Source organism: Massilia sp. Bi118, assembly GCF_918697865.1.
Taxonomy (GTDB): Bacteria; Pseudomonadota; Gammaproteobacteria; order Burkholderiales; family Burkholderiaceae_D; genus Telluria.
The window spans coordinates 184,457-206,931 of sequence record NZ_CAKKMV010000004.1 but is presented as its reverse complement, the minus strand read 5'-3'; the positions used below and the strand labels follow the sequence as shown (position 1 = coordinate 206,931).

Genomic DNA, 22,475 nt, shown 5'->3' with positions numbered 1-22,475 from the left:
CATGACTTTTAAGCCAGCACGGCTGCTGTTAGCCCTGATCGCTATCGCCGCGTCTTTCGCAAGCTCGTCGTCCTTCGCCCAGAACCTCGCCGTCGTCAACGGCAAGGCCATCCCGTCCTCGCGCGCCGACCAGATGGTCAAGCAGGTCGTGGCCCAGGGCCAGGCCACCGATTCGCCGCAACTGCGCGAAGCGATCAAGAAGGACCTGATCGCACGTGAAGTGATGATGCAGGAAGCCGTCAAGCAGGGCTACGACAAGAATCCGGAAGTCAAGCAGGCGCTGGAGAACGCCCGCCAGACCATCGTGATCAACGCCCTGGCCAAGGATTACGTCACCAAGCACCCGGTCAGCGACGCCGACATCAAGGCCGAATACGACCGCTTCACCAAGCAGACCGGCGACAAGGAATACCACGTGCGCCACATCCTGGTGGAAAACGAAGCCGACGCCAACGCCATCATCGCCAAGATCAAGGGCGGCGCCAAGTTCGAAGACCTGGCCAAGCAGTCGAAGGACACCGGCACCGCCAACAACGGCGGCGACCTGGACTGGGCCAGCCCGTCCTCCTTCCCGCCTGAATTCGCAGCCGGCTTCACCGGCCTGCAAAAAGGCCAGGTGACCGAGAAGCCGGTCAAGACCCAGGTCGGCTACCACGTCATCAAGCTGGACGACGTCCGCGCCGCGAAACTGCCGACGCTGGATGAAGTCAAACCGCAGATCGCCGACGCCCTGACCCAGCGTAAGCTGGCCTCGTACCAAGAGGAAATGGTCAAAAAGGCAAAGGTGCAGTAAGATGGTGCATCACCGGTGGCCTTCACGCCGCCGGTTTTCGTCGCGTTGCGACTTTTGTGTTTAGATAGGATCGAATAAATGATTGTGAAGCCAGCCCGCCTGTTGTTAGCCATGACCGCGATGGTAGCCCTGCCGTCGTTCGCACAAAACGTCGCGACCGTCAATGGCAAGCCCATCCCCGCGGCCAAGGTCGACCAGGTCGTCAAGCAAGTCGTTGCCCAGGGCAAGGCCACCGATTCGCCGCAACTGCGCGATGCGATCAAGAAGGACCTGATCGGCCGTGAAGTCCTGATCCAGGAAGCCGACAAGCAAGGCATCGGCACCCGTCCGGAAGTCAAGAACGCGATCGACAATGCCCGCCAGAGCATCATCATCAATGCGATGCTGGCTGACTACATCAAGAAGAACCCGGTCAAGGACGCGGACATCACCGCCGAGTACAACAAGTTCAAGGCACAGGTCGGCGACAAGGAATACCACGCCCGCCACATCCTGGTGGCCACCGAAGACGAAGCCAAGGCCATCATCGCCAAGCTGAAAGGCGGCGCCAAGTTCGAAGATCTGGCCAAGCAGTCGAAAGACCCGGGCTCGGCCAACAACGGCGGCGACCTGGACTGGGCAAACCCGGCTTCCTTCGTGCCTGAGTTCTCGAAGGCCATGACCTCGCTGCAAAAAGGCGCGATCACCGAAACCCCGGTCAAGACCCAGTACGGCTACCACGTGATCAAGCTGGAAGACACCCGCGCAGCCAAGATCCCGCCGCTGGAAGAAGTCAAGCAGCAGGTCGCGGAGCAGCTGCAGCAGCGCAAGCTGGCAGCCTACCGCGAACAGCTGATGAACAAGGCAAAGATCCAGTAATCTGCCCTGCCTGACCCAGAAAGCGCTCCCACGCCCGGAGCGCTTTTTTTTCTTCCGCATTTCTACCGATTCTTGCCCGGGCTCCGCATGCCATCTCCCCGCAGCCGCACGCTGCCGCTACGCCACCTGCTGGTCCTGCTGACGGCGATCGGCCTGCTGCCGCTCGCCCTGCTCGGCATCTGGAGCATCCACGTGGCCAGCGAGTACCGCCAGCGCGAGCAGGAGCGCGCCTTGCTGGACATGGCGCGGGCCCTGTCCAGCGCTGTCGACGCCGAACTCGATTCCTCGGTGGCGGCGCTGTCGACCATGGCGCAGAGCCCGGCGATGGTGGCCGGCGACGTACGCGCCTTCTACGAGGTGGCCAGCACACAAGCCAGGGCCCAGCCGGAGTGGCTCGGCGTATTCCTGGCCGACCATGAGGGCAAAACGGTGTTCCGCACCAATGCGCCCTTCGGCGCCGAGGCGCCCGCCCTGGCCGATCCTGACAGCCTGCAGCAGGCGCTCAGCCTGCACCGCGCGGTGGTCGGCCGCATCGTGCGCGGCAAGGCCGGGCGCGCCGCGGTGCCGGTGCGCATTCCTGTCACCGATACCCACGGCCACGCCTTCGTACTCAGCGCCATCGTCAAACCGGACCGCATCCTGCGCGTCATCGAGCGCCAGCGGGCCCCCGCCGATTCCCTGATCGCCGTGATCGACGCTTCCGGCCATATCGTGGCGCGCTCGAAAAACCAGGAACGCTTCGTCACCCAGCCGATCACGCCGGCCCTGCGCGAGCTGATACGCAAGAACGGCCTGGAGGGCGCCGGCGCCACGCTGACCAAGGAAGGCGACCTCGTGGCCACCGCCTACAGCAGCATGTCGCGCTACGGCTGGACGGTGGTCACGAATACCCCGATGGCCACCCTGCGCGCCGGCTTCTTCGAAGGCATCGCCGTCTACGCCGCCGGCATCGCCATCTCGCTGGCAGTCTGCATCGCCCTGGCCTACTGGCTGTCGAACCGCATCGTCGGCGCCTTCAACGGCTTGCGGCGCGCCGCCGCAGCGCTGGGCGCCGGCCGCCCGGTCAGCGTGCCGCATGCGCGCATCCGCGAACTCGGCCGCATGGGGCGGGCGCTCGAAGCCGCCGGCCGCCAGCGCGCCCGCCGCGAGCAGGAACGCTCCACACTGCTAAGCTCACTGGAACAGGCGCTCGACCAGGCGCGCGAAGCCGGCCAGGCCAAGGATGAATTCCTTGCCGTGCTCGGCCACGAACTGCGCAACCCGCTCAGCCCCATCGTCGCCTCCCTCGACCTGATGGACATGCGCGACGAGCCCGGCGCGCGCCGCGAACGCGCCATCATGCGGCGCCAGGTCACCCACCTGAAGCGCCTGGTCGACGACTTGCTGGACGTCTCGCGCATCGCTTCCGGCAAGCTGCAGCTGGAACTGCGCCCGCTCAACCTCGCCGAAACCGTGCGCCACGCCGTCGCCGCCCTGCCCGGCCACGCCATCACGCTGGCCGCGCCGGACGCCGTCTGGATCCTGGGCGACGACAGCCGCCTGGTGCAGGTGCTGAACAACCTGCTGTCCAATGCCGCCCGCTTCGGCAGCAGCGCCACCCATATCGAACTGGCCGCCGACGAGGCCGCCGGCCTGGCCCGGCTCTCGGTCCAGGACAACGGCATCGGCATGGATGCCGGCCTGCTGTCGCGCGTCTTCGAACCTTTCTACCAGGCGCCGCAGCCGCTGGCGCGCCGCACCGGCGGCCTGGGCCTGGGGCTGGCGATCGTGCGCAAGATCGTCGAACTGCACGGCGGCAGCGTCAACGCCGCCAGCGAAGGCCCTGGCCACGGCAGCCGCTTCGAGGTCGCGCTGCCGCTCGCCGCCGCGCATGCGCAAGTCCCGAACGCCGCACCGGCAGCGGAACAAGAGCCCTGCGCCATCCTGCTGGTGGACGACAACGAAGATGCCGCAGCCGGCACCGCCAGCCTGCTGCGCCAGCTCGGCCACACCGTCGAGGTCGCGCACACCGCGGCCCAGGCCCTGGCCACCGCGCGCAGCTTCCTGCCCGCCGGCTTGCCCACGGCACTGCCGCGGGTCGCCATCCTCGACATCGGCCTGCCCGACATGGACGGCTATGCGCTCGCCCTCCTGCTGCGCCGTCAGTACGGCGCCGGCCTGCGCCTGGTGGCCCTGTCCGGCTATGGCCAGCAGGCCGACCTCGATCGCGCGGTAAAGGCCGGCTTCGACCTGCACCTGACCAAGCCGGCCTCGCTCGAGGACCTGCTGCGCGCGCTGGCCCCGACCGCCGCCGCTAGCGCCCCTCCAGCGCCTTGAGCTCTTTTTCCAGCGCCCGGATCCTGGCGCGCAGCGAAGACAGATTGCGCACCAGCGCCGCATTGCGCTCCCACTCCGCATTCGGCGCGATCGGATAGAAGCCCGTATAGCGCCCCGGCTCGGCGATCGAGTTCGAGACCAGGGTGCCGGCGGTGATGTGCACGTGGTCGGCAATCGTGATATGGCCGTTGACCATGGCCGCGCCGCCGAAGGTGCAGTACTTGCCGATGACGGCGCTGCCCGCCACGCCCACGCAGCCGGCCATCGCCGTGTGCGCGCCGATATGGCAGTTGTGGCCGATCTGGATCTGGTTGTCGAGCTTGACGCCATCCTCGATGACGGTGTCGTCCATGGCGCCGCGGTCGATGGTGGTGCTGGCGCCGATGTCGACGTCGTCGCCGATCAGCACCCGGCCGGTCTGCGGGATCTTGATGTAGACGCCCTCGTCCACGGCGAAGCCGAAGCCGTCGCCGCCGATCACCGCGCCGGAATGGACGACGCCGCGCGCCCCAATGACGCAGCGCGCCAGGAAGCTGACGTTGGCGAAGAAATGTGTGTGTTCGCCGACCAGCGCCTCGCGGCCGATGTAGCAGCCGGCATCGACGACGGCCCCGGCCTCGATAACGGCGCCTGCCTCCAAGGTGACGTGGGGACCGACCCAGGCCGAGGGATCCACGCGTGCGCTCTCGTGGACGGCGGCGGACGGGTGGATGCCGGCCCGCGGCGCTTCCTTCGGCGCCAGCAGTTGCGCCGTGCGGGCGAAGTAGGCGTAGGGATTGCCGGTAAGGATGCGCGCGCCCTCATGACTCCCCGCCACCTCGGGCTCGTCCAGCGGCGACAGGATCAGCGCGCCCGCCCGGCTGTGCGCGGCCTGGGCGCGCAGCTTGCCGGTGCCGAGGAAACTGATGTCCGCCGGGCCAGCGCGTTCGAGCGGCGCGATGGACCTGACTTCCGTGTCCGGGTCGCCCTGCAGTTGCCCGCCGAAACGCTCAACCAGTTCGCCTATGCGCATCCCCATGCCGTGGCCCTCCGCGCTTGTCCATGCGGGTTTGGACAGCGCGCCCGCGAGCCCGGTTCGGACCTGCGGCTTGCGTCCGGTCAGACGCCTTTGCGGCTCCGGCGGGACGCGGCGCCGGCGCCAAGCAGGCCCAGCGCCAGCAGCGCCAGCGAACCCGGTTCGGGAACATCCGCGTCCAGGGTGAAGCCCTGGCGTACCTGGGTGATGGTCGCCGAACCGATGCCGGCCGAGACATTGATCGCCTTTGTGATGTACAGCTCGTCGAACACGCCGTCCAGCGGAATGTCGAACCAGCCGTAGCCCGGATCCTCCTGGTCGCAGCCGAGCGGCGAACAGCTGACGGTCATGCGGCCGACCACCTTGCCGCTCGCATCGCGGATCGTTTCCGTCACCGAGGCCACCGAGATGCCGAAGAAGCTGCCGTCAAAGGCAAGCTGGACCGCGCTGATGCCCGGACCGCCACTGCTTACGCGGTAGCGCAGCAGCACATTGTCGAAGCTCAGCGTCGTCGCCTTGAACTGGCTGGTGAAATCCAGACTGCCGGCGCCGGCGCCGACGTCGATCTGATTGCAGTTGGTCGGCTTGGCGGAGAAGCCGCCCTTGCTGATCACGCAGCCGAAATTGTCGAACACCAGGCCGCCGCCGGTCAGCGAGGAGGTGGACGTGATTGGGGTCGCCTGGGCCTGGCCCATGGCGGCGAAACCGATGCAGCCGGCGATCAGGGCGCGAACGAACGTGGTTTTCATGTCTGTCCTTGTGGTCTGGTTGGCTTGCGTGACAAGCGAGCTTGAGCAAGTTCAGTGCCAGCTACCCGATCTGCTTTGCATTCAAGGACTTAAGAATGATGTATCGCCGCCGGTTACATTGAATGTCAACTTTCTCGACAATTCCTGGACCGCCGGTCACGGCCCGGGAAGGCCCTGCCTACTTCATCGTATAGCTCTGCTGGGCAGTGTCGACGGCAAAATTGCGCGCCGTGATATGCGAGCGGGCGTGAGTCCGCCCTAACGCATAGGTAACCCCAATTTCAAACAAATAATGCCTATCGTTCTTCACTTCGAATGCTTTCAAAAACACGCAACAAAGCAAGCGCATTTTTTTCTTGTCCCGAACCGTCCTGTTGACCGTATTCGTACCTGACAAGCGTAACTTTCCCGCCTACCTCCAACATGATGTCGACGGCAGTGCCCAGCGTTGTCGCCGGACTCGCCACGGGTAGCGCAGACTGCGCCGCAAGGGCGCTGGTTGCGAGCCGTTGAAGATTGACCGCTGCGTTCACATCACGGTCATGCCGAGCATTGCAATGCAGGCACGTCCAACTACGTTCACTAATTCCCAACTCACCGTGACGCCTCCCACAGCTTGAACATAGCTTGCTGGACGGGTACCAGCGATCCGCCAATGCTAGGATGTTGCTGTATCGCTGAGCCTTGTAAGCGATCTGGCGGCGGAATTCATAGAATCCGACATCAGCAATCGCACGCGCGAATCTCGCGTTCGCCAGCATGCCTTTCACATTCAAATCCTCAATCACCACCATTTGGTTTTCACGACAGAGGCGAGTGGTCAACTTATGGAGAAAGTCCCTCCGCACACGAGCAATGCGCGCGTGCAAGCGTGCGAGCCTAAGCGATCCTTTGGTCCGGTTTGCCGAGACAGGCAAGCGCACACCTTTCGGAATCGAGCCTGAGATGCGAGCAATATCTTTCGCTGCCTTGAGCTTGCGCGACTGCCGACGGTCGCGGATGCGGAGACGCCGCAGAGCAGCTTTCAAGGGCCGCGGACCAGCGATCTTTTCTCCGTTGGACAAAGTCGCTGCTGCACTCACGCCCAAATCGACACCCGTTATCCCGTTTCCGCGACGTCGCAGACGAGCGACTCGCTCGGGCACATCGACCAGAACCGCGAGAAACCAATGATCAGCCTCTCGGCTAACGGTTGCACTCACAATTCTGCCAGGCCATCGGAGCGGTTCACGTAGCACTACCTGTCCGACTTTCGGCAATACGACTACTTTGCCAGTAAGGCGCAGCTTATCGTTAGCAACATAAAAGCTGTCTCGGCAACGCCCTTTTTTCTTGAAAACCCGTCGATAGGCAGGCCGACTTTCGCGCATGGCCTTGAAATACCGACTCCACGCCCGCGCCAGATTGGCGAACGGCTGAGCATGGGCATCGCGGTGAATAGTGCGCAGCCATGGTTGCCCTTCGTTGTCGAGCCAATCTCGGTGCGTGTACTTGATCGCATTGAACCGTTTCTTCAATGCCATCATATTTGGGTGCTGTTGGTCCGCGATTTGGTGCAGCGACTCTGCCAACGCCCAGTTCCAGACCCGTCTCATCGTACCCGCCGCGCGTGCGAAATATGCACACTGCCCTGGGGTTGGCGCGAGGCGAATGCGGTGAGCAAGCATCATGGTTAGTAAGTTTTGCGAGAACCGTTCAGTTGGACTGAAAATACGAGGACGGGTTCCCTTGCACATTTGCGGCTAGGCGTTCACTCATTGAGCAAGGGGGAAAACAACTGAGCGCCGTTATTACTTTAACCGTCCTTACATCAAATTGAATCGAGCACGGATGTTTGAGCAAGATCAAATCGTTGATGAGGCTGATCGGACTAGATTGTCAGGCGGCCTCGACAAGGAGCAGACATGAACGACAGGCACACGCCCGGCTCAGTGAAACCGTCCTTCGCGCCCAGCAAATACCATGGTGTCCCCCTCGGCGGCCAAGGTCCCGAAGGCGAATCCCTGAACGCCGAACGCCTCTGGGCCAGCTTCCAGATCGAAGCCGAAGACCTGCTGAAAATCGACGGCCGCTGGATCGCCGACGACCGCGAACGCAACCGCCGCATCAACGCCGCCTACGCCCGCCTGTGGCTGGCCGACCGACGCTTCCAGTGGGCCGGCCTGGCCGCCTTCGCCTCGAAACAGGTCGGCTGCGGCCTGCTCCACACGGCCGACATCGTCGACGCGCGCCGCCAGGAACGCGAGCAGATCGAACGCTCGCTGGGCCACGGCTCGGCGCCCGGCGTGCAGTACGGCGCCACGCTGAAGCAACTGGCCACCGAGATGGGCGGCGCCAGCATGGCCCACCGGCTCGGCCACGGCAACACCCACGTCTTCCTCGACATCTATCCCCTGCACCGCTTCTACATGGAGCGCGGCTACGACGAGTTCATCGTCTGCCTGCCGGAGCGCCAGAAGGCGCGCTATGCCGTGCGTTGGGAGGTGGCGCGCAGCACCCTCGCCTTCGCCGCGCCCTTCCCCGAAGTGGCGCAGGGCTTCACGCAGATCGAGCGCGGGCAGATCGCGGAGAGCGTGCGCACCCTGGCCCAGCACGAGCAGGTCAACGTGCTGCAGAAGATCATGTACGACTCGTCCGTGATGCAGCTGCTGCTGGACTGGAACCAGCTGGCGTGGGCGGTCGAGTTCCCGTCCGGGGATTATGAGGAGATCAAATTGAACCTGTCGGCGCAGTGTCCGGCCAGGGCTGGGACGACGACGACGTTTTCTCAGGCCCGGTATGCGAAGCTCTGGGATCCGGCGGAGCGGATGCCCTTCGTGTTTGCGGCGGCGGATCGGCTGGATGCGCTGATCAAGGGCCCGGAGCTGAGCCAGGTCGAGGCATCGATCCGCGCGATTTCGACCGACGCCGTCACCGCCTGAGGACGAAAAAAACGCCCGGCAAACCGAGCGCTTTTTCGTGACGCATCACGCAAGCATCAACCCACCCACTTCCGCGCATTCTGGAACATGCGCGCCCAGGGCGAGTTCTCGCCCCAGCCATCCGGATGCCAGGACATGGTCACGGTACGCGCCACACGTTCCGCGTGCGGCATCATCACCGTGAAGCGCCCGTCCGGCGTGGTCACCGCAGTGAGGCCGCCCGGCGAACCGTTCGGGTTGAACGGATACTGCTCGGTCGCCGCGCCGCGGTTGTCGATATAGCGCAGCGCACCAATGACGGTAGACAGGTCGCCGGTCTGCGAGAAGTCCGCAAAGCCCTCGCCGTGCGCGATCGCCAGCGGGGAATGGGTGCCGGCCAGGTCGCTGAAGAAGATCGACGGCGAATCCAGCACCTCGACCATGCCGAAGCGCGCTTCGAACTGCTCCGACTTGTTGCGGGTGAACTTCGGCCATGCCTCGGCGCCCGGGATGATGGACTTCAGGTTGCTCATCATCTGGCAGCCGTTGCAGACGCCCATGCCGAAGGTGTCGCCGCGGCCGAAGAAGGCCGCGAACTGCTCTTTCAGCGCGGCGTTGAACAGGATCGTCTTGGCCCAGCCTTCGCCGGCGCCCAGCACGTCGCCGTAGGAGAAGCCGCCCACCGCGATCAGGCCTTTGAACTGGTCCAGCGAAACACGGCCGGCGATCAGGTCGCTCATGTGCACGTCGACGGCCTTGAAGCCTGCCTGGTCCATCGCCCATGCGGTCTCGATGTGCGAGTTGACGCCCTGCTCGCGCAGGATCGCCACGCTCGGACGCGCACCGGTCGCAATGAAGGGTGCGGCGATGTTCACGTTGGTGTCGTGCACCAGCTTGGGCGTGAAGCCCGGGTCCTGCTCGTCCAGCAGGCGCTCGTATTCCTGGTCGACGCATTCCGGATTGTCGCGCAGGCGCGCGATGCGCCAGCTGGTCTCGCTCCACAGGCGGTGCAGTTCGCTGCGGCGCTTGGCGTAGATGACCTTGGTGTCGCGCGTGAATTCGATCACGCCGCGCTCGTTGACCTTGCCGATGATGTGGCTGCAGGCGCCGAGGTCGAAAGAGCGCAGCACGTTCATCACTTCGCTGCGTTCGTCGTGGCGGACCTGGATCACGGCGCCCAGCTCCTCGTTGAACAGCGCGCGCAGCGTCATTTCGTTGCGGCGCTCGCCCACTTGCGCGGTCCAGTTCTTGGCGTCGCCATGGTCGGAGGCGTGTTCGCCTTCCATGGTCAGGATGTCGAGGTTGACCGAGACGCCAGCGCGGCCGGCGAAGGCCATCTCGCACAGGGCCGCGTACAGGCCGCCGTCCGAACGGTCGTGGTAGGCCAGCAGTTTGCCGTCCGCGTTCAGCTGCTGGATGGCGGCGAAGAAGGCTTTCAGGTCTTGCGGCTTGTCGAGGTCCGGGGTATCGTTGCCGACCTGGTTCGTCACCTGCGCCAGCACCGAGGCGCTGAGGCGGTTCTTGCCGCGGCCCAGGTCGATGAGGATCAGCGAGCTGTCGCCGAGGTCCGTGCGCAACTGCGGCGTGAGGGTCTTGCGCACGTCCGTCACCGGCGCGAAGCTCGACACGATCAGCGACACCGGCGAAATCACGGCTTTCGCTTCGCCGCCGTCGTTCCAGGTAGTGCGCATCGACAGCGAATCCTTGCCGACCGGGATAGAGATGCCCAGCGCCGGGCACAGCTCCATGCCGACCGCCTTCACGGTGTCGAACAGCGCGGCGTCCTGGCCCAGCTGGCCGCAGGCCGCCATCCAGTTGGCCGACAGCTTGATGTCTTCGATACTGGCGATCGGTGCGGCGGCGATGTTGGTGATCGCCTCGCCGACGGCCATGCGGCCCGACGCGGCGGCGTCGATCACGGCCACCGGGGTTCGCTCGCCCATCGCCATCGCCTCGCCCTTGTAGCCTTCGAAGCTCAGCGTGGTGACGGCGCAGTCGGCCACCGGTACCTGCCACGGGCCGACCATCTGGTCGCGCACGCTCATGCCGCCGACGCTGCGGTCGCCGATGGTGATCAGGAAGGATTTATCCGCCACGGTCGGGTTCAGGAGCACGCGGCGCGCCACTTCTTCCAGTTCCAGGCCGGTCACGTCGACCGGCTTGAATGCATTCTCCACGTGGACCACGTCGCGCTGCATCTTCGGCGGTTTGCCGAGCAGGACGTCCATCGGCATGTCGACCGGGCTGGTGTTCGTCAGCGGGTCGATCAGGCGCAGCTGGCGCTCTTCGGTGGCGACGCCGACCGCGGCGAACAGGCAGCGTTCGCGTTCGCAGATGGCGGCGAAGCGCGGCAGGTCGTCCGGCAAAATCGCCAGCACGTAGCGCTCCTGCGATTCGTTGGACCAGATTTCGCGCGGCGACATGCCGCTTTCTTCCAGCGGCACCTTGCGCAGGTCGAAGGTGGCGCCGCGCTTGGCGTCGTTCGTAATTTCCGGGAACGCGTTCGAGATGCCGCCGGCGCCGACGTCGTGGATCGAGATGATCGGGTTGGCGTCGCCCAGCTGCCAGCAGGAGTTGATGACTTCCTGCGCGCGCCGTTCCATCTCCGGATTGCCGCGCTGGACCGAGTCGAAGTCGAGGTCGGCGGTGTTGGTGCCGGTCGCCATCGACGATGCCGCCGCGCCGGCCATGCCGATGCGCATGCCGGGGCCGCCCAGCTGGATCAGCAGGCTGCCGGGCGGGATGTCGTTCTTGTGCGTGTGCGCGTCCGAGATGTTGCCGATGCCGCCCGCGATCATGATCGGCTTGTGGTAGCCGAACACGGTATTCTCGCCAAGGGCGGTGGCGCCGACGTTCTGCTCGTAAGTGCGGAAGTAACCGGCCAGCACCGGGCGGCCGAATTCGTTCGAGAAGGCGGCGCCGCCCAGCGGGCCGTCGACCATGATCTGCAGCGGCGAGGCGATGCGTTCCGGCTTGCCGTAAGCCGGGCTTTCCCACGGCTGCTCGAAGCCGGGCATGTTCAGGTTCGACACCGTGAAGCCGGTCAGGCCGGCCTTCGGCTTGGCGCCGCGGCCGGTCGCGCCCTCGTCACGGATTTCGCCGCCGGCGCCGGTGGAGGCGCCCGGGAAAGGCGAAATCGCGGTCGGGTGATTGTGGGTCTCGACCTTCATCAGCGTATGGGTCAGCTGGGTCGTGGCCTCGTACTCATGCTTTTCGCCTTGCGGGAAGAAGCGCATCGCTTCAGCGCCAACCATGATGGACGAGTTGTCGCTGTAAGCCACCACGGTGCCTTTCGGCTGCAGCTGGTGGGTGTTCTTGATCATCTGGAACAGCGACTTGTCCTGCTTGACGCCGTCGACGGTCCACTCGGCGTTGAAGATCTTGTGGCGGCAATGCTCGCTGTTCGCCTGCGCGAACATCATCAGTTCGACGTCGGTCGGGTTGCGCTGCACCTTGGTGAAGGCATCGAGCAGGTAGTCGATCTCGTCTTCCGCCAGGGCCAGGCCCATGTCGCGGTTGGCTTCTTCCAGCGCCGCGCGGCCCTTGGCCAGCACGTCGACGGCTTCCAGCGGACGGCCTTCGAGTTCGGTGAACAGGGCCTGGGCTTCGTCGGCGCTGCGCAGCACGGTTTCGGTCATGCGGTCGTGCAGCAGGCCAGCGATGACCTGGGCCTCTTCCGCGCCCAGCTTTTTCGGGGCGCCGAAGCCGGTGCCCAGGATGCCGCTCTTCAGCACCACCGTGTAGGCGACGCCGCGTTCGATGCGGTGGATGTGCGCCATGCCGCAGTTATGCGCGATGTCGGTCGCCTTCGAGGCCCAGGGCGAGATGGTGCCCAGGCGCGGGATCACGAAATACTCCTCGGTCACGCCTTCGTACTGCGTTTCCGGCACAGGCTCGCCGTAGGTGAGCATGGCGGTCAGGCGCCCGGTGTCCTCGAGAGACAGGGGCGCGCTGGTATCGATGAAATGGTAGAAACGGGCCTGCACGGCAGCGATCGTCGGCGCGACGGACTGCAGTTGGGTCAGGAGGCGTTGGCTACGGAATGCAGAGAGGGCGTTGGAACCCGGCAGAATCAACATGGCTTGAAAGTCGGTTGATGCAGCGTGGCTGCGGGTGGAAGATAGCCCGCTATTATACAGCCTCACAACACCCCTCGCTTTACCGTTCTGGAATGGTTGCCGGAGCGTCAAGGAATGGGTATCTTAGCGTTATGCAAGAGAACAGCCAATTGAGCGTACTGGTGGTCGACCCGAACCCAGGCATCCGCGCCAACCTCCAGAACATGCTCAACCAGTCGGGCATCTCGCGCGTCGAGTATGCCGTGAACGCCGGCACGGCAGTCAAGCAGCTGGCCCGGCGCGGCTACGACGTCATCCTGTGCGAATACGATCTGGGCGGCGGCAGTGGCAGCGGCAGCGAAGGCCAGGACGGCCAGCAACTGCTGGAAGACCTGCGCCACCACAAGCTGATTCCGCCCTGGGCCATCTTCATCATGCTGACCTCGGAGGCCGCGCACGACAAGGTGATCAGCGCCGCCGAGCTGCAGCCCACCGAATACATCCTCAAGCCCTTCACCGCCGACGCCCTGAACCAGCGCATCCAGCGCGCACTGGCGCGCCGCACCGCGATGCTGCCGGCCTACCAGCAAATCGCGCAGGGCAATCCGCAGGCGGCGATCCGCACCTGCCTTGATGCCGCCACGGCCAAGGCGCGCCACGCCGTCGACTTCGCGCGCCTGCGCGCCGAGCTGCACGCCTCGCTGAAGGAACACGAACAGGCCGAGGCCGTGTACCGCCAGCTGATCGCGGCCCGCCCGCTGGGCTGGGCCAGGCTGGGACTGGCGCGCAGCCTGTTCGCCCAGGGCCGCATCGCGGAAGCGATCGAACTGCTGGAACAGCTCGTGCGCGACAACCCGCGCCTGATGGCGGCCTACGACCTGCTGGCGCGCTGCCATGAGGAGCGCGGCGAGCACGCGCTGGCCCAGAAGACGCTGGAAGAAGCGGTCGGCATCTCGCCCCATATGGTGCGGCGCCTGCGCAAACTCGGTGAAGTCGCGCTCGAGACCGGCGACGTCGCCGCGGCCGAGAAGTCCTTCAAGCAGGTGGTGACGCGCTCGCGCTATTCCGAATTCCGCAATCCCGAAGACCACGTCAACCTGGTCAAGGCGCTGGTGCGCAAGGGCGATCCGCTGTCGGCCGCCGGCGTGATCCGGGACCTCGAACGCTCGCTGCGCGGCACGCCCGAACTCGACGCCTGCATCGCGATCTCGAACGCGCTGCTGCAGGACGCCAACGGCAACGCGGCCGCCGCGGTGTCCGACCTGCGCAGCGCGGTGACGGCGGTGCGGGCCGGCAGCGCCTTGTCGCCGGGCCTGAAGGTCGGTTTGACGCGCTCGCTGCTCGAGCACCGCATGGACGAGGAAGCATCGGAGGTCATGCTGACCGCGATGAATGGACAGGACGGCGCCGTCACCGCTCGGCAGGCGATGAACGTGTTCGTGAAAGCCGGCCGCCCCGACCTGGCCGACGGCATGGGCAAGCAGCTGCGCGCCCAGGCCCAGATCCTGCTCGGCGTGGCCGACGAGAAGCGCAACATGGGCGACGTGCGCGGGGCCGTGCAGACCCTGCTCGAGGCCCTCAACATGGCGCCGGGGAACCTGGCGGTGATGATTGCGGTGGTTGGCGGGATCCTGCGGCAGATCATGGAGATGGGGTGGGATCATCCGCTGTCGGGGTTGGCGGCCGAGCAGCTGGAGAATATCCGGGCGCTGGATCCCGAGCATCCGCGTTTGAAGGCGCTGGACGAGGAGTTTTTGGCGGCCAAGCGGAAGTACGGTATTTCTTCGTAAACTACGGGTCTGCGCGCAACCTGGATTCCCGCCTTCGCGGGAATGACGGTGGTGAATTCGTCGTTCCCGCCAAGGCGGGAACCCAGGTTTGATTAATCGGCCGTTACAAGCGCCCGTAGCCACCACCTCCAGGTGTCTCGATCACAAACATGTCGCCCACTTGCATATCGACCTTCCCGATATGTCCCAGTTCCTCAACGCTTCCATCCGCGCGGACGACCAGGTTGCGCCCCTTCTCCGCCGGCTCGCCGCCCGCCATCCCGAAGGGCGCGTGAATGCGGTTATTCGACAAAATCGCCGCCGTCATCGGCTCCAGGAAGCGCAGCTTGCGCACGCCGCCGTTCCCGCCATGCCAGCGCCCCGCCCCGCCAGATCCGGCACGGATCTCATAGCTCTCCAGCCGCACCGGAAAACGGAACTCCAGAATCTCCGGATCCGTCAGCCGCGAATTGGTCATGTTGGTCTGCACCACATCCGTGCCATCGAAGCCCTCGCCCGCCCCCGAGCCGCCGGAAATCGTTTCGTAATACTGGTAGCGCGCGTTCCCGAAGGTGAAGTTGTTCATCGTCCCCTGCGCGGCCGCCATCACTTTCAATGCGCCGTACAGCGCATTGGTGATGCAGGTCGAGGTCTCGACATTGCCCGACACGACAGACGCCGGATAGTGCGGATTCAGCATCGATCCCGGCGGGATGATCACCTTCAGCGGCTTGAGGCAGCCGGCGTTCAGCGGGATCTCGTCGTCGACCAGGGTGCGGAACACGTAGAGCACCGCCGCCATGCACACGGCGGACGGCGCGTTGAAATTGTTCGGCAGCTGGCCCGAGGTGCCGGTGAAGTCGATCTCCGCGCTGCGGTTCGCCGTATCGACGCGGATCGCCACTTCGATGCGCGCGCCGTTGTCCAGTTCATAGCTGTAGGCGCCATCCTTCAGCACCGCGATCACGCGCCGCACCGCTTCCTCGGCGTTGTCCTGCACATGGCCCATGTAGGCGCGCACGACGTCCAGGCCGTAATAGACCACCATCCGGCGCAGTTCTTCGACGCCCTTCTGATTGGCCGCCACCTGGGCGCGCAGGTCGGCCAGGTTCTGGTCGGGATTGCGGGCCGGCCAGCGCGCGGCCGCCAGCATGGCGCGCGCTTCTTCTTCGCGCAGCACGCCATCGCTGCCGTCGACCAGCTTGAAGTTGTCGATCAGGACGCCCTCTTCCTCGATGTGGCAGGAATCCGGCGGCATCGAGCCCGGCGTGGTGCCGCCGATGTCGGCGTGGTGCCCGCGCGAGCCGACGTAGAACAGAATCTCCTGGCCTGCCTCGTCGAACACGGGCGAGATGACCGTCACGTCCGGCAAATGGGTGCCGCCGTTATAGGGATCGTTCAGCACATACACGTCGCCGGCCTTCATCCGGCCGGCGTTCTTGCGCATTACCGCCTTGATACTCTCGCCCATGGAGCCCAGGTGCACCGGCATGTGCGGCGCGTTGGCGACCAGGTTGCCCTCGTGGTCGAAGATTGCGCAGCTGAAGTCGAGGCGCTCCTTGATGTTCACGGAATACGCCGTGTTCTGCAGGCGCAGGCCCATCTGCTCGGCAATCGACATGAACAGGTTGTTGAAGACTTCCAGCATGACCGGGTCGGCGCTGGTGCCGATCGCATGGCGCTCCGGCAGCGCTTCCACGCGGCGCAGCACCAGATGGTCATACGCCGTGACTTCGGCCTGCCAGCCGGCTTCCACCACCGTGGTCGCATTTGCCTCGGCGATGATGGCCGGGCCTTTCACCACCGCGCCGGGCTTGACGCCGGCACGCAGATAGACCGCGGTGTCGCGCCACGCGCCGCCGGCGAACATCTTCACGGTTTCGTGTACAGCCGGGACGCTACTGCCAACGGGCAGCGAGCGCGGCGTCTCCGGCGGCGCGTCGGAACGGCCCAGCGCCTCCACCGACAGCGCTTCGACCACCAGCGCCTTGCCGGGCATGAGGAAGGAAAAGCGCCGCCGGTAGGCGTCCTCGAAAGCCTGCTGCATGGCCGCGTGCGTGCCGAGCTTGATGACGATGGCCGAATCCGTGCCTTCGTAGCGCAGGTGGACGCGGCGCAGCAGTTCGATCCGCTCGGCCGCCACGCCCTGTGCCAGCAGCTCATGCCGCGCGGTGGCGCCGAGTTCGTCCAGCTCGGCCGCCAGCTGGTGATCGGCGATCTCGTTCAGGCGCTTCTCGACGGCCCGCTCGCGCATCGCGCTCTGGTCAGCCAGGCCCATGCCGTAGGCCGAGAGCACGCCGGCCAGCGAGTGGATGAACACTGTCTTCATGCCCAGCGCGTCCGCCACCAGGCAGGCATGCTGGCCGCCGGCGCCGCCGAAACTGGTGAGCGTGTAGCCGGTCACGTCGTGGCCGCGCTGCACCGAGATCTGCTTGATCGCATTCGCCATGTTCCCGACCGCGATCTGGATGAAGCCCTCGGCTACGGCTTCCGGCGCCGGCGTCGCACCGGTGGCTGCGCCGATCTCGTCGGCCAGCGCGCTGAAGCCAGCGCGCACCGCGTCGACATCCAGTGGCTGATCCCCGCCAGGTCCGAACAGATGCGGGAAGTGCTCAGCCTGGATCTTGCCCAGCATGACGTTACAGTCGGTGACCGTCAGCGGTCCGCCACGGCGGTAGCTGGCCGGGCCGGGATTGGCGCCGGCGCTGTCCGGGCCGACGCGGTAGCGGCTGCCGTCGAAGTGCAGGATCGAACCGCCGCCCGCCGCCACCGTGTGAATGCTCATCATGGGCGCGCGCATGCGCACGCCCGCGACCTGGGTTTCGAAGACCCGCTCGAATTCCCCCGCATAGTGCGAGACGTCGGTCGAAGTGCCGCCCATGTCGAAGCCGATCACGCGCTCGAAGCCGGCCAGTCGGCTCGAACGCACCATGCCGACGATGCCGCCGGCGGGGCCGGACAGGATGCTGTCCTTGCCATGGAAGCTGCGCGCATCGGTCAGGCCGCCGCTGGACTGCATGAACTGCAGGTTCACGCCCGGCAGCTCGCCCGCCACCTGGTCGACGTAGCGGCGCAGGATGGGCGACAGGTAGGCGTCGACCACGGTGGTGTCGCCGCGCGCCACCAGCTTCATGAGCGGGCTGACCTGGTGCGATACCGCGATTTGGGTGTAGCCGATCTCGCGCGCGATGCGCGCTACCGCCGCCTCGTGCCGCTTGTGGCGGTAGCCGTGCACGAAGACGATGGCCAGGCTGCGCAGGCCGGCGTCATAGGCCTCTTGCAGGCCGCGTCGCGCGCCCTGCTCGTCCAGCGCCAGCACCACCTCGCCATGCGCACCCATGCGCTCGTCGATTTCGATCACGCGGCGATACAGCAGCTCGGGCAGCACGATATGGCGGTCGAACAGGCGCGGCCGGTTCTGGTAGGCGATGCGCAGGGCATCGCGGAAGCCGCGCGTGATGGCCAGCACGGTCGGCTCGCCCTTGCGCTCCAGCAGCGCATTGGTGGCCACCGTCGTGCCCATCTTGACGGCCTCGATGGCGCCTTGCGGCACCGGCTCGCCGGTAGATAGACCCAGCAGATGGCGGATGCCGGCCACGGCGGCGTCGCGGTACTGCTCGGGATTCTCGGACAGCAGCTTGTGCGTGACAAGGGCGCCATCGGGGCGCCGCGCCACGATGTCGGTGAAGGTGCCGCCGCGGTCGATCCAGAACTGCCAGTCCATTTGCTCTCCGTTTGCCATTCAAGAAACGAGGTCTATTGTAGTCGCGACTCGCGCGGCCTTGCGATTTTGGCGACAATGCTGCTCATCGCCTTCTTCCGGAGCCATCATGGACAACCTGCTCTACAGCTGCGACCAGATCCGCGCCATCGAACACGCCGCCCAGTCCCGGCTGGCGCCCGGCGCGCTGATGGAGCGCGCCGGCCAAGCCGCCTTCAATTACGCGCTTACGCTCCTCGACGGCGAAGCCGCCGGCGCGGTGCTGGTGCTGGCCGGCCCCGGCAACAACGGCGGCGACGGCCTCGAGCTGGCGGCCCACCTTGCCCGTGCCGGCGCCGACGTCGAAGCGCTGCACCTGACCAGCCAGGCTGCGCCCAGCTTCGAGGCCGGGCGAGCGCGGCAGCGTGCCGTGGACGCCGGCGTGCGCTTCGTCGACGAGATCCCTGCCGGCCGGCCCTGGCGCCTGGTGGTCGACGCCCTGTTCGGCATTGGCCTCGCGCGTCCGCTGGCGGGACGCGCGCTCGAACTGGCCGCGTGGACGACCGGCGTCGACTGCCCCGTGCTGGCGCTCGACGTGCCGAGCGGGCTGGATGCGGATACCGGCGCCACGCTGGGGCGGGACGGCGTGGCGGTCATGGCGACGCACACGATCACCTTCCTCGGCAACAAGCCCGGCCTGCACACGGGCGACGGCTGTGACCATGCCGGCGAGGTGCGGGTCGACATGCTGGGCGCCGACGGCCTGCACCAGGAGGCCGCCCAGGCCGCGCTCAACGGGCCCGCGCTGTTCGCGGAACGGCTGGCACCGCGGCGGCGCAATTCGCACAAGGGCAGCTTCGGCGACCTGGTGGTGCTGGGCGGCGCCCGCGGCATGGCGGGAGCGGCGGTGCTGGCCGCGCGCGCGGCCCTGCACGGCGGCGCGGGCCGGGTGTTCGCCGCGATGCTCGATGCCGGCATGGCCCTCGACCCGCTGCAGCCGGAGATCATGTTCCGCGAGGCCGCCGGCATGGAGTTCGCTGGCCGCTGCGTGGTAGCCGGCCCGGGCATGGGCAAGGCGGATGCCGCCATCCACCTGTTCGGCAAGGTGCTGGAAGCGCGCGGGCCGCTGGTGGTCGATGCCGATGCGCTCAACCTGACGGCCGCGCGCCCGGCGCTGCACGAAGCCCTGGCGGCGCACGGCGGGCAGTCGGTGCTGACGCCGCACCCTCTGGAGGCCGCGCGCCTGCTGGGCGTGACCGCGCCCATCGTGCAGGCCGACCGTCTGGAGAATGCCCGCGAACTGGCGATGCGCTTCAACTGCGTGGTGGTGCTGAAGGGCGCCGGCAGCGTGATCGCGCGGCCGGACGGCTTCGTCGTGGTGAACACCAGCGGCAATCCGGGACTGGCGACCGGCGGCAGCGGCGACGTGCTGGCGGGCTTTTGCGGGGCGCTGCTGGCTCAGGGCTGGCCGGCGTGGGAGGCGGCGCTGGGGGCCGTCTGGATGCACGGGGCCGCAGCAGACTGGCTGGTCGAGGATGGGAGCGGGCCGATCGGCTTGACGGCCGGGGAGTTGCCGAAGGCGATACGGGCGGTGTTCAATGCCCTGGTTAGGTGAGCAAACGCCCCGCGGCAATGGTAAGCGTCCGGCCGCAACGCGCCGCCATCGCCGGATCGTGCGTCACCAGCACCAGGGTAGACCCGCGCTCGCGGTTCAGCTCGAACATCAGCTGGATCACCGCCTCGCCGGTCGCGGCATCCAGGCTGCCGGTCGGTTCGTCGGCGAACAGCAGCGGCGGCTCGGTGACGAAAGCTCGCGCCAGCGCCACGCGCTGCTGCTCGCCGCCGGACAGGTATTTTGGATAGTGGCGCAAGCGGCTTTCGAGCCCGACCCGGCCCAGCATCGCCGCGGCCTTGTCGCGCGCCTCGTCGTCGCCGCGCAGTTCCAGCGGCAGCATCACGTTTTCCAGGGCATTCAAGTGCGGTAATAACTGGAACGACTGGAACACGAAGCCCAGCTTGGCCTTGCGGAAAGCGGCGCGGCCGTCTTCGTCGAGGGCGAAGATGTCGGTGCCGTCGAGCTTGACGGTGCCGCTGGAGGGCGTGTCCAGGCCGGCCAGCAGGCCGAGCAGCGTGGACTTGCCGGAGCCGGAGGCGCCGACGAGGGCGAGCGTCTCGGCCGGTTGCACGGTAAAATCGACACTGTGCAGGATGGTGAGTTCGCCGCTGGCGTCCGCCACCCGCTTGGACAGGCCGGCCACTTCGATCGCCGGATGCCTGCCTGTTGCATTAGCTAATGAAGCATCACGTTTGGAAGCCTCGGGAATATCACGCATGCTTGCTCATCTCAATATCAGAAAGTGGACTGTCGGCGCCGTCGCGGCCTTCGCGCTGGCCGCGTCGGGGAGCGCCTATTCTGCACCAAAAACGGTGCTGGTGGTGGGCGACAGCCTGTCCGCCGAGTACGGCCTGGCGCGCGGCAGCGGCTGGGTGGCCCTGCTCGAACAGAAGCTGAAGGCGGAAAAGCTGGACGCCCGCATCGTCAACGCCAGCATCAGCGGGGATACCACCAGCGGCGGCCGCTCGCGCCTGCCGGCCCTGCTGGCCCAGCACAAGCCGAACGTGGTGGTGCTGGAACTGGGCGCCAACGACGGCCTGCGCGGCCTGCCGATCCCGTCGGCCGAAGACAATCTGCGCGCCATGATCGCCCTGGCGCAGAAGAACAAGGCCAAGGTCCTGCTGGTCGGCATCCACATGCCGCCCAACTACGGCCGCGCCTATACCGAACGCTTCACCGGCATGTACAAGGAGCTGTCCAGCGACCTGAAGGTGCCGCTGGTGCCCTACATGCTGCAGGGCGTGGAACTGGTGCCGACCAACTTCCAGGCCGACCGCATGCACCCGCTGGCGACCGCCCACCCCGTCATCCTCAATAACATCTGGCCGCAACTGGCGCCGCTCATCAAAAACTAAAGCATGAAATACCCTGCTGTCCTGAGCTTCAACGACGTCCTCCCGCAACTCGACGCCTTCGACACCATCATCGACGCGCGCAGCGAATCAGAGTTCGCGCTCGACCACATCCCCGGCGCCATCAACTGCCCGGTGCTGAACGACGAGGAGCGCATCCTGGTCGGCACCACCTACAAGCAGGTCGGCTCCTTCGAAGCGAAGCGGATCGGCGCGCCGCTGGTGTCGAAGAATATCGCGCGCTATATCGAGACCCTGTTCGCCGACAAGCCGCGCGACTGGAAACCGCTGGTCTATTGCTGGCGCGGCGGCAACCGCAGCGGCTCGATGGCGCACATCCTGGCCAAGGTCGGCTGGCCGGTGGTGCAGCTGGACGGCGGCTACAAGGCCTTCCGCGGCTACGTCAACACGGCGCTGGAGAATCCGCCCGCGCTGGACTTCCGCGTCATCTGCGGCACCACCGGCAGCGGCAAGAGCCGGCTGCTGGAGACCCTCGACAGCATCGGCGCCCAGGTACTGGACCTCGAGCGCCTTGCGGCCCACCGCGGCTCCGTGCTGGGCCACCTGCCCGGCGAACCGCAGCCGAGCCAGAAAATGTTCGAGACCCGCATCTGGGACCGGCTGCGGCGCTTTGATCCCGCCAGGCCGGTGTTCGTGGAATCCGAAAGCAAGAAGGTCGGCAACCTGCGCGTGCCGGAAGTGGTGATGGAGCGCATGCGCGCCTCGCCCTGCATCGCCCTGACCCTGTCGCGGCCGAACCGCGTGCGCCTGCTGATGGAGGATTACCAGCACTTCTGCGCCGATCCCTCGGCCCTGAACACCCAGCTCGATCACCTGGTGCAGCTGCACGGCCGCGCCAGGATCGACGCCTGGCACGCGATGGCCAACGGCGGGCAGATGCCGGCGCTGGTCGACCAGCTGCTGGTCGAGCACTACGACCCGGCTTACCTGCGTTCGATCGACCGCAATTTCGTGCAGTATCCAAACGCCCGGGTGGTGGAGCTGGCCGACATCGGCCAGGAAGACTTCCTCGCCACTGCGAGAGACCTTCAGTCGTCCGCGATGTAGCCGCGCGCGGCTGCGGCTTGCGGATCGTCGAAGATGGCCATGGCCGTCGTCATGCGCCGAAAGCCGAAGCGCTTGTAAAAGTCTTCCTTGCCGGGCACCGCATACAGGATGATCTTCCTGTGCCCGCGCGCCAGCTCCAGCAGCTTGCCTTCATCGTAGACGAAGCAGCGGTACAGGCTGTTAGTAAAGGCTGTGCGCAGCAGCGCCGGTTCCTTATGCCCTAGCGGCGCGGATCATATCGGACAGTTCCTGCCAGTCGATCCCGTCCAGTGAGTCGGTCCA

General features: G+C 66.2%; 14 protein-coding genes. 8 read left to right on the top strand and 6 right to left on the bottom strand.

The annotated features are described in order from the left end of the window. The first annotated feature begins 1 nt into the window (after position 1). The 3 genes from LQV39_RS07735 (at position 2) to LQV39_RS07725 (ending at position 3,967) form a co-directional block, all read left to right on the top strand. On the top strand, positions 2–793 hold the full coding sequence (locus LQV39_RS07735) for a peptidyl-prolyl cis-trans isomerase (protein ID WP_230022851.1): 792 nt from the start codon (positions 2–4) through the stop codon (positions 791–793). Positions 794–871: 78 nt separating this feature from the next. Then, positions 872–1,651 (top strand): peptidylprolyl isomerase, encoded by a 780-nt coding sequence (locus LQV39_RS07730; protein ID WP_230022848.1) that lies wholly within the window; start codon positions 872–874, stop codon positions 1,649–1,651. An 87-nt stretch (positions 1,652–1,738) separates the two neighbouring features. Beyond that, the gene (locus LQV39_RS07725) at positions 1,739–3,967 is read left to right on the top strand and encodes an ATP-binding protein (RefSeq protein ID WP_230022845.1); all 2,229 of its coding nucleotides are present in this window, start codon (positions 1,739–1,741) and stop codon (positions 3,965–3,967) included. Here LQV39_RS07725 and lpxD read toward each other — a convergent pair. The 3 genes from lpxD to LQV39_RS07710 all read right to left on the bottom strand — a co-directional run bounded on the left by lpxD (position 3,945) and on the right by LQV39_RS07710 (position 7,398). Further along, the gene (gene lpxD / locus LQV39_RS07720) at positions 3,945–4,985 is read right to left on the bottom strand and encodes a UDP-3-O-(3-hydroxymyristoyl)glucosamine N-acyltransferase (protein ID WP_230022842.1); all 1,041 of its coding nucleotides are present in this window, start codon (positions 4,983–4,985) and stop codon (positions 3,945–3,947) included. The two genes, LQV39_RS07725 and lpxD, sit on opposite strands and share 23 nt — an antisense overlap. An 80-nt stretch (positions 4,986–5,065) precedes the next feature. Continuing rightward, on the bottom strand, positions 5,066–5,731 hold the full coding sequence (locus tag LQV39_RS07715) for a PEP-CTERM sorting domain-containing protein (RefSeq protein ID WP_230022839.1): 666 nt from the start codon (positions 5,729–5,731) through the stop codon (positions 5,066–5,068). A 296-nt stretch (positions 5,732–6,027) separates the two neighbouring features. Beyond that, the gene (locus LQV39_RS07710) at positions 6,028–7,398 is read right to left on the bottom strand and encodes a transposase (RefSeq protein ID WP_230023484.1); all 1,371 of its coding nucleotides are present in this window, start codon (positions 7,396–7,398) and stop codon (positions 6,028–6,030) included. A gap of 237 nt (positions 7,399–7,635) precedes the next feature. On the opposite strand from LQV39_RS07710, the gene LQV39_RS07705 reads away from it, so the two are divergent. Next, entirely contained in the window at positions 7,636–8,652 is a 1,017-nt protein-coding gene (locus LQV39_RS07705) for a DUF2515 family protein (protein WP_230022837.1), read from the top strand. 56 nt (positions 8,653–8,708) lie between these two features. On the opposite strand, the gene purL is transcribed toward LQV39_RS07705, so the two are convergent. Beyond that, positions 8,709–12,710 (bottom strand): phosphoribosylformylglycinamidine synthase, encoded by a 4,002-nt coding sequence (gene purL, locus LQV39_RS07700; protein ID WP_230022834.1) that lies wholly within the window; start codon positions 12,708–12,710, stop codon positions 8,709–8,711. Between the two features lie 149 nt (positions 12,711–12,859). Between purL and LQV39_RS07695 the strand changes: the two genes are divergently transcribed. Beyond that, positions 12,860–14,479: a tetratricopeptide repeat protein gene (locus LQV39_RS07695; RefSeq protein ID WP_307727835.1), complete on the top strand. Its 1,620-nt coding sequence runs from the start codon at positions 12,860–12,862 to the stop codon at positions 14,477–14,479. A gap of 103 nt (positions 14,480–14,582) precedes the next feature. Here LQV39_RS07695 and LQV39_RS07690 read toward each other — a convergent pair whose 3' ends face one another. Beyond that, a complete protein-coding gene (locus LQV39_RS07690; RefSeq protein ID WP_230022829.1) occupies positions 14,583–18,182 on the bottom strand; it encodes a hydantoinase B/oxoprolinase family protein in 3,600 nt (1,199 codons plus the stop codon). A 106-nt stretch (positions 18,183–18,288) separates the two neighbouring features. Here LQV39_RS07690 and LQV39_RS07685 point away from each other — a divergent pair, with 106 nt between their 5' ends. Next, positions 18,289–19,773 carry an NAD(P)H-hydrate dehydratase gene (locus LQV39_RS07685; protein ID WP_230022827.1) on the top strand — a complete coding sequence of 495 codons (1,485 nt, stop codon included), beginning with the start codon at positions 18,289–18,291 and terminating at the stop codon, positions 19,771–19,773. Here the strand turns inward: LQV39_RS07685 and LQV39_RS07680 are convergent. Then, a complete protein-coding gene (locus LQV39_RS07680; RefSeq protein WP_230022825.1) occupies positions 19,766–20,491 on the bottom strand; it encodes an ABC transporter ATP-binding protein in 726 nt (241 codons plus the stop codon). The two genes, LQV39_RS07685 and LQV39_RS07680, sit on opposite strands and share 8 nt — an antisense overlap. Between LQV39_RS07680 and LQV39_RS07675 the strand changes: the two genes are divergently transcribed. Together LQV39_RS07675 and mnmH are read left to right on the top strand one after the other, a co-directional pair. Continuing rightward, entirely contained in the window at positions 20,490–21,128 is a 639-nt protein-coding gene (locus LQV39_RS07675; RefSeq protein WP_230022823.1) for an arylesterase, read from the top strand. The genes LQV39_RS07680 and LQV39_RS07675 overlap by 2 nt on opposite strands. Before the next feature lie 3 nt (positions 21,129–21,131). Then, positions 21,132–22,193: a tRNA 2-selenouridine(34) synthase MnmH gene (gene mnmH, locus LQV39_RS07670; protein ID WP_230022822.1), complete on the top strand. Its 1,062-nt coding sequence runs from the start codon at positions 21,132–21,134 to the stop codon at positions 22,191–22,193. Positions 22,194–22,475 lie beyond the last annotated feature (282 nt).